Annotated in this window: 7 protein-coding genes; 2 read left to right on the top strand and 5 right to left on the bottom strand. The window is 71.0% G+C overall.

What is annotated here, in order from left to right; all coding sequences use genetic code 11:
• Positions 1-181, top strand: a 181-nt coding sequence (locus ACFQ4O_RS14330) for a hypothetical protein (RefSeq protein ID WP_378776498.1), incomplete at its 5' end; no start/stop codon positions are given.
• On the opposite strand, the gene ACFQ4O_RS14325 is transcribed toward ACFQ4O_RS14330, so the two are convergent.
• Complete coding sequence (locus ACFQ4O_RS14325) at positions 171-1,091, bottom strand: LysR substrate-binding domain-containing protein (protein ID WP_378776496.1); 921 nt, start codon at positions 1,089-1,091, stop codon at positions 171-173. The two genes, ACFQ4O_RS14330 and ACFQ4O_RS14325, sit on opposite strands and share 11 nt — an antisense overlap.
• Before the next feature lie 119 nt (positions 1,092-1,210).
• Between ACFQ4O_RS14325 and ACFQ4O_RS14320 the strand changes: the two genes are divergently transcribed.
• Positions 1,211-2,083, top strand: coding sequence for a pirin family protein (locus ACFQ4O_RS14320; protein WP_378776494.1), 873 nt, complete (start codon positions 1,211-1,213; stop codon positions 2,081-2,083).
• 54 nt (positions 2,084-2,137) lie between these two features.
• Here ACFQ4O_RS14320 and ACFQ4O_RS14315 read toward each other — a convergent pair whose 3' ends face one another.
• The 4 genes from ACFQ4O_RS14315 to tatC all read right to left on the bottom strand — a co-directional run bounded on the left by ACFQ4O_RS14315 (position 2,138) and on the right by tatC (position 5,817).
• The gene (locus ACFQ4O_RS14315; RefSeq protein WP_378776492.1) at positions 2,138-2,803 is read right to left on the bottom strand and encodes a protein-L-isoaspartate(D-aspartate) O-methyltransferase; all 666 of its coding nucleotides are present in this window, start codon (positions 2,801-2,803) and stop codon (positions 2,138-2,140) included.
• A 4-nt stretch (positions 2,804-2,807) separates the two neighbouring features.
• Positions 2,808-3,575: a 5'/3'-nucleotidase SurE gene (surE, locus tag ACFQ4O_RS14310; protein WP_378776490.1), complete on the bottom strand. Its 768-nt coding sequence runs from the start codon at positions 3,573-3,575 to the stop codon at positions 2,808-2,810.
• A gap of 115 nt (positions 3,576-3,690) precedes the next feature.
• On the bottom strand, positions 3,691-4,971 hold the full coding sequence (gene serS / locus ACFQ4O_RS14305; RefSeq protein WP_378776488.1) for a serine--tRNA ligase: 1,281 nt from the start codon (positions 4,969-4,971) through the stop codon (positions 3,691-3,693).
• 54 nt (positions 4,972-5,025) lie between these two features.
• Entirely contained in the window at positions 5,026-5,817 is a 792-nt protein-coding gene (tatC, locus tag ACFQ4O_RS14300) for a twin-arginine translocase subunit TatC (RefSeq protein WP_378776486.1), read from the bottom strand.
• Between the last annotated feature and the right edge of the window lie 128 nt (positions 5,818-5,945).

The following is a 5,945-nucleotide window of genomic DNA, read 5'->3' as shown; positions in this document are numbered from 1 at the left end:
GCTGGCGAAGCTGCTCGCCTCCGAGGCGATCTCGCGCCGCGCCGCCGGGATCGCGGAGCGGCAGGCGCGGACGCCCGATCCGATCGAGGGCCTGTGCGACCTCGTGGAGGCGACCGCCGCCGGCCCGGCCCGCAAGCCGCGCCGCAACCTGCCGCCCTACCCTTACGGCCTCATCGCCTGACCTCGCGCGGCGCGTTGCGGGCCTGATATTCCGCGACCACGTGGTCGATGAACGACCGCGTGGCGGGCATCAGGCCCCGGCGGGTCGGGAACACCAGATGGACGACGCCCGCCTTCGGCGTCCATGGGCTCATCACCACCTCGAGCGCGCCGGAGCGGAGGTCGTCGTCCACCACCATGGACGGCAGTTGCACCACCCCGAGGCCCGCGAGCGCCGCGCGGCGGAGGCTGATCATGTCCTCCGTGACGAGGCGGGGCGCGTGGCGGACGACGACGGAGGCGCCGTCCGCGCCCTCCAGCCGCCATTCATGCTCGCTCTGCCCCGCGCTCCAGGCGAGGCTCGGCAGCGCGGGCAGGTCCGACGGGGACGGGTTCGGCCCGAGGCCCGCGGCGAGCGCGGGCGCCGCCACCAGCCGCTGCGGGCTGAGGCCGAGCTCGCGCATCACCAGCCCGCTGTCCTCCAGCGGCGGGAACCGCACCCGGAACGCCACGTCGAAGCCTTCCGCGATCACGTCCACCCGCCGGTTGGTGCTCTCCAGGCTCACCTCCACCGCGGGACAGGCCGCCATGTAGCGCACCACCATGTCGCCCACCTCGAACGCCAGCAAAGTCGAGGGGCAGCTGACGCGCACCACGCCCCGGGGCTCCGAGCGGCTGCGGTCGATGGCCTCCTGCGCGGCCTCCGCCTCCACCAGCATGGCGACGCAGTGGCGGACATATTCCAGCCCGATGTCGGTGACCTGGAACCGGCGCGTGGAGCGCTGGATCAGGCGGACGCCCAGCCGCTCCTCCAGCAGGCCGATGCGCCGGCTGAGGCGCGAGCGCGGCATGCCGAGCCGGCGGGCGGCGGCGGCGAAGCCGCCATGCTCCACCACCTGCGCGAAGAAGTAGAGATCGTTCAGATCCTGCATCGGCATTGTCCTGAATATGGGACAGTCCGATCCATTTACGCCTCTGTATCCCGCTTTGTCCCGTCCCTACCTTGTCCGCAACGAAGACGGCCCCCGAGGCCGCCGCAAGGAGAGACATCATGAGACAGGTTCTCGGCATCTACCGCGCCCCCCGCCCCCATTGGGTCGGCGACGGCTTCCCCGTGCGCACCATGCTCTCGCATCACGATCATGGCCGGCACATCAGCCCCTTCATCATGCTCGACCACGCGGGTCCCCACGCCTTCGCGCCCACCACGGACCGGCGCGGCGTCGGCGCGCATCCGCACAAGGGGTTCGAGACGGTCACCATCGTCTATGACGGCGAGGTCGAGCATCGGGACTCCACCGGCGCCGGCGGCGTGATCGGCCCGGGCGACGTGCAGTGGATGACGGCCGCGTCCGGCATCGTGCACGAGGAGTTCCACTCGCCCGGCTACGCCGCCAAGGGCGGGCCGTTCGAGATGGCCCAGCTCTGGGTCAACCTACCGGCGAAGGACAAGGGCGCCGCCGCCGGCTACCAGACGCTGGTGGCGAGCGACATCCCCGCCGTGGAGCTGGCGAACGGCGCGGGCCGCGTCCGGGTCGTGGCCGGCGCGTTCGGGAAGGCGAAGGGCCCCGCGCGCACCTTCACGCCCATGGACATCCTGGACGTGCGGCTGACCGCGGGCGGAACGGTTCCGCTCGACATCGCGGACGGCCGCACGCTCGCGGTGATCGCGCTCTCGGGCTCGGTCCGCATCGACGAACGCGACGCGCTTCGCGCCGGCGAGACGGCGGTGTTCGCCCGCGAGGGCGGCGCCGTGCGCCTGACGGCCGAGACGGACGCCAAGCTGCTGGTCCTGTCGGGCGAGCCCATCGACGAGCCGGTCGTGGCCCATGGCCCGTTCGTCATGAACTCGGCGGACGAGATCCGGCAGGCGATCGCGGACTTCCAGGCCGGCCGCTTCGGCCACATCGCACCCGCGGCCTGATATGGGCGCCCCCGTCCCTCGCGCTTTGCGGCGCGGGGGACGAATGGGTCCGGATCACAGCGCGCGGGAGACGCCGTCGAGCAGGGGCGCAGCGCGGGCTTCTCCGATGGTGGTCTCCGACAGCGCGCCGTCCGCGCCCTTCACGAAGCGCGTCAGACGCTGGGCCTGTCCGGCGCGGCCGACGGGGGCGATCATGACGCCGCCGGGCTTGAGCTGGTTCAACAGCGCCGAGGGCGGCGCCTCCACCGAGGCCGACAGCAGGATGCGGTCGAACGGCGCCTGCGCGGGCAGGCCCAGCGCCCCGTCGGCGCAGACGATCTCGACATTCTTCACGCCGCCGAGCGCCTCCAGCCGCCGCTGCGCCGCGCCGGCGAGCCCGCGCCAGCGCTCGAGGCTGACCACTTTTCGCGACACGCGGGAGAGGATCGCGGTCTGGTAACCGGAGCCGGTCCCGACCTCGAGCGTCGTGTCGCCCTCGGTCGCGCCGAGCGCGTCGATGGCGGCGGCGATGTGCGACGGCGCCTCCAGCGTCTGGCCACAGGCGATGGGCAGCGCGCGGTCGAAATAGGCCGCGCCATGGTGCTCGGAGCGCACGAACAGCGTACGCGGGATGGTCTCGATCGCCTTCAGGGTGCGGGTGTCGCGCACGCCGCGCGAGCGCAGCTTCAGCACCAGTTCGGCGCGGCGCGTGCGTTCCTGCTCGTCGGGCGCGAAGCCCATGGCGTCAGCGGTCCGCGAAGGCGGCGCGCAGGCCGTCGAACATGGCGTGGTCGGTGAGGTCGATGGAGAGCGGCGTCACCGAGATCTTGCGGGCGCGGATGGCGGCGAGATCGGTGCCGTCCTCGACCGTGGACTGGGCGCGGCCGAACAGGATCCAGAAATAGGGATTGCCGCGGCCGTCGGAGCGGGCCTCGATCTCCAGCAGGTTCTGGTCGCGCTTGCCCTGCCGGGCCACCTCGACGCCGGTCACCTCCTCCACCTCGCAGCCGGGGAAGTTCACGTTCACCAGCCGGTCGGCGGAAAAGCCGGCGGAGACGATGCGGCGCACCACGTCCGCCCCATAGGCGCGGGAGGTGGCGTAAGGGTCCGCGATCGTGCGCGTGCGGTCGTAGTTCTGCGACAGGGCGATGGACGGCACGCCGAGCAGCGTGCCCTCGATCGCGCCGGCGATGGTGCCGGAATAGGTCACGTCCTCGGCGACGTTCTGGCCGCGGTTCACGCCGGACAGGATCAGGTCGGGCCGCTTGTCCGCGAGCACGTGGCGCACGCCCATGATGACGCAGTCGCTCGGCGTGCCGCGCACGGCGAAGCGCTTCTCGCCGATCTGGCGCAGGCGCAGCGGATCGCTGAGCGAGATGGAGTGCGAGGCGCCGGACTGGTCGGTCTCGGGCGCCACGATCCAGACGTCGTCGGTCAGCTCCAGCGCGATCTGCTCCAGCGCCTCCAGCCCCTCGGCGTGCACGCCGTCGTCGTTGGTGAGCAGGATTCTCATCGCGCGAAGCTCCTCGCCGTCATGCCCGCCGTCGCGGACGTCCACGCATGACCGCCGGTGGAGAGTTCCGCGCCAGAATCGTGGATGCTTGGCGTCGTCGGGCGGGACGCACGCGTCACGACGCCCGCCCGATGACGGTGAGCCCGCCCATATAGGGCTGCAGCGCCGCAGGGACCGCGATCGAGCCGTCCTCCTGCTGGTAGTTCTCCAGCACCGCGACCAGCGCCCGGCCGACGGCGACGCCGGAGCCGTTCAGCGTGTGCACGAAGCGCGGGCCCTTGGCGTCCGCCGGGCGGTAGCGCGCGTTCATGCGCCGGGCCTGAAAGTCGCCGCAGACCGAGCAGCTCGAAATCTCGCGATAGGCGTTCTGCGCCGGCAGCCAGACCTCGATGTCGTAGGTCTTCTGCGACGAGAAGCCCATGTCGCCGGTGCAGAGCGTGATGGTGCGGAACGGGAGCTCCAGCCGCTTCAGCACTTCCTCGGCGCAACCGAGCATGCGCTCGTGCTCCTCGAGGCTCTTGTCCGGCGTGGTGACGGAGACCAGCTCCACCTTGGTGAACTGGTGCTGGCGGATCAGCCCGCGGGTGTCGCGGCCCGCGGCGCCCGCTTCCGCCCGGAAGCAGGGCGTGCCGGCGGTGACGCGCAGCGGAAGCTCGTCCTCGCCCAGAATCTGCTCGCGCACGAGGTTCGTAAGCGAGACCTCCGCGGTCGGGATGAGCCAGAAATCGAAGCTCGTGCGGAACTGGTCGTCGGCGAACTTCGGCAGCTGCGCGGTGCCGAACATGGCCTCGTCGCGCACCAGCAGCGGCGGAGCGATCTCGGTGTAGCCGTGCTCGGTGGTGTGCAGGTCCAGCATGAAGCTGGCGAGCGCGCGCTCCAGCCGCGCCACCTGCCCCTTCAGCACCGCGAAACGCGCGCCGGACATGCGGGCGGCGGCCTCGAAGTCGATCAGGCCGAGCGCCTCGCCGAGCTCGTAATGGGCCTTGGCGTCGTGGATCTCCCGCGGCGCGCCCACCACGTGGAGCTCCACGTTGGCGGTCTCGTCCGGCCCGTCCGGGACGGTGTCGAGCGGGATGTTCGGGATCTCCGACAGCGCCGCCTGAAGCTCCTGCTCGATGGCGGTCTGCTCGGCCTCCGCCGCGGGCGCGTCCTGCTTCAGCTGCGCCACCTCGGCGATCAGCGCGGCGGCGCGGGCCTCGTCCTTGGCGGCCTTGGCCTGGCCGACCTCCTTGGAGGCGGCGTTGCGGCGCTCCTGCAGCGCCTGCAGCCGGCCGATGACCTCCCGGCGGCGCTCGTCGATGGCGATCAGGCGCGCGCTCTGGGGGGTCAGTCCGCGGCGGGCGAGGCCGCGGTCGAACAGGTCGGGATTGTCCCGGATCAGCCGAATGTCGTGCATGAGAGACCGCCCGGAAAAGCTTGAAAGACCGTCAGGAACCGTGGGCGGAGACGATCAGGGCTCGTCCCCGCTCGGCTCCTCCGCCGCGGCGCGCTTCTTCTCGATCATGCGCACCACGATGATCGACGCCTCGTACAAAAGGATCGTCGGCACGGCAAGCGCGACCTGGCTGATCACGTCCGGCGGGGTCAGCACAGCCGCCACCGCGAACACCACGACGATGGCGTAGCGGCGCTTGTCCGCCAGCCATTTGGCGTCGATGAAGCCCGCCCGCGCCAGCAGCGTCAGGATCACCGGCGTCTGGAAGCAGATGCCGAAGGCGAAGATCAGCGTCATGATGAGCGAGAGATACTCGCTCGTGCGCGCGATCAGTTCGATCGAGGCTTTTCCCTCGCCGCCGGCCTGCTGCATCGACAGGAAGAAGCGCATGGCGAGCGGCATGGCCGCGAAATAGACGAAGGCCGCGCCCATCAGGAACAGGATCGGCGTCGCGATCAGGTAGGGCAGGAACGCCGAGCGCTCGTTCTTGTAGAGCCCCGGCGCCACGAACATGTAGATCTGGTTCGCGACGATCGGGAACGAGATGAAGCCCGCGCCGAACATGGCGAGCTTGATCTGCGTGATGAAATACTCCTGCGGCGCCGTGTATTGCAGCCGGATGGCCTCGGCCGAGCCCGCCGCCAGCTCGTAAGGCACGAGCAGGATGTTGAAGATGTGCCCCGCCACGGAGAAGCACAGCGCGAAGGCGATCGCGAAGGCGATGATCGACCGGATCAGCCGCGAGCGCAGCTCGACCAGATGCTCGATGAGCGGCGCCTTGGTGGCGTCGATGTCCTGCTGACTCACGATGCGGCGCCCGGCTTGTCGGAAGCGGTGGAGACGGCGGGCGTCCCGGTGGCGGGCTCCGCGGGCGCCGGATCAACGGCGGCGGGTTCGGCGGGCGCCGGGTCGGCGGACGCGGCCGGCGCAGAGGC

The sequence above is a fragment of the Methylopila musalis genome (genome assembly GCF_042679725.1).
GTDB classification, from domain to species: domain Bacteria; phylum Pseudomonadota; class Alphaproteobacteria; order Rhizobiales; family Methylopilaceae; genus Methylopila; species Methylopila musalis.
The sequence above is the reverse complement of the archived record's forward strand: the minus strand, read 5'-3'. Positions and strand labels throughout refer to the sequence as shown.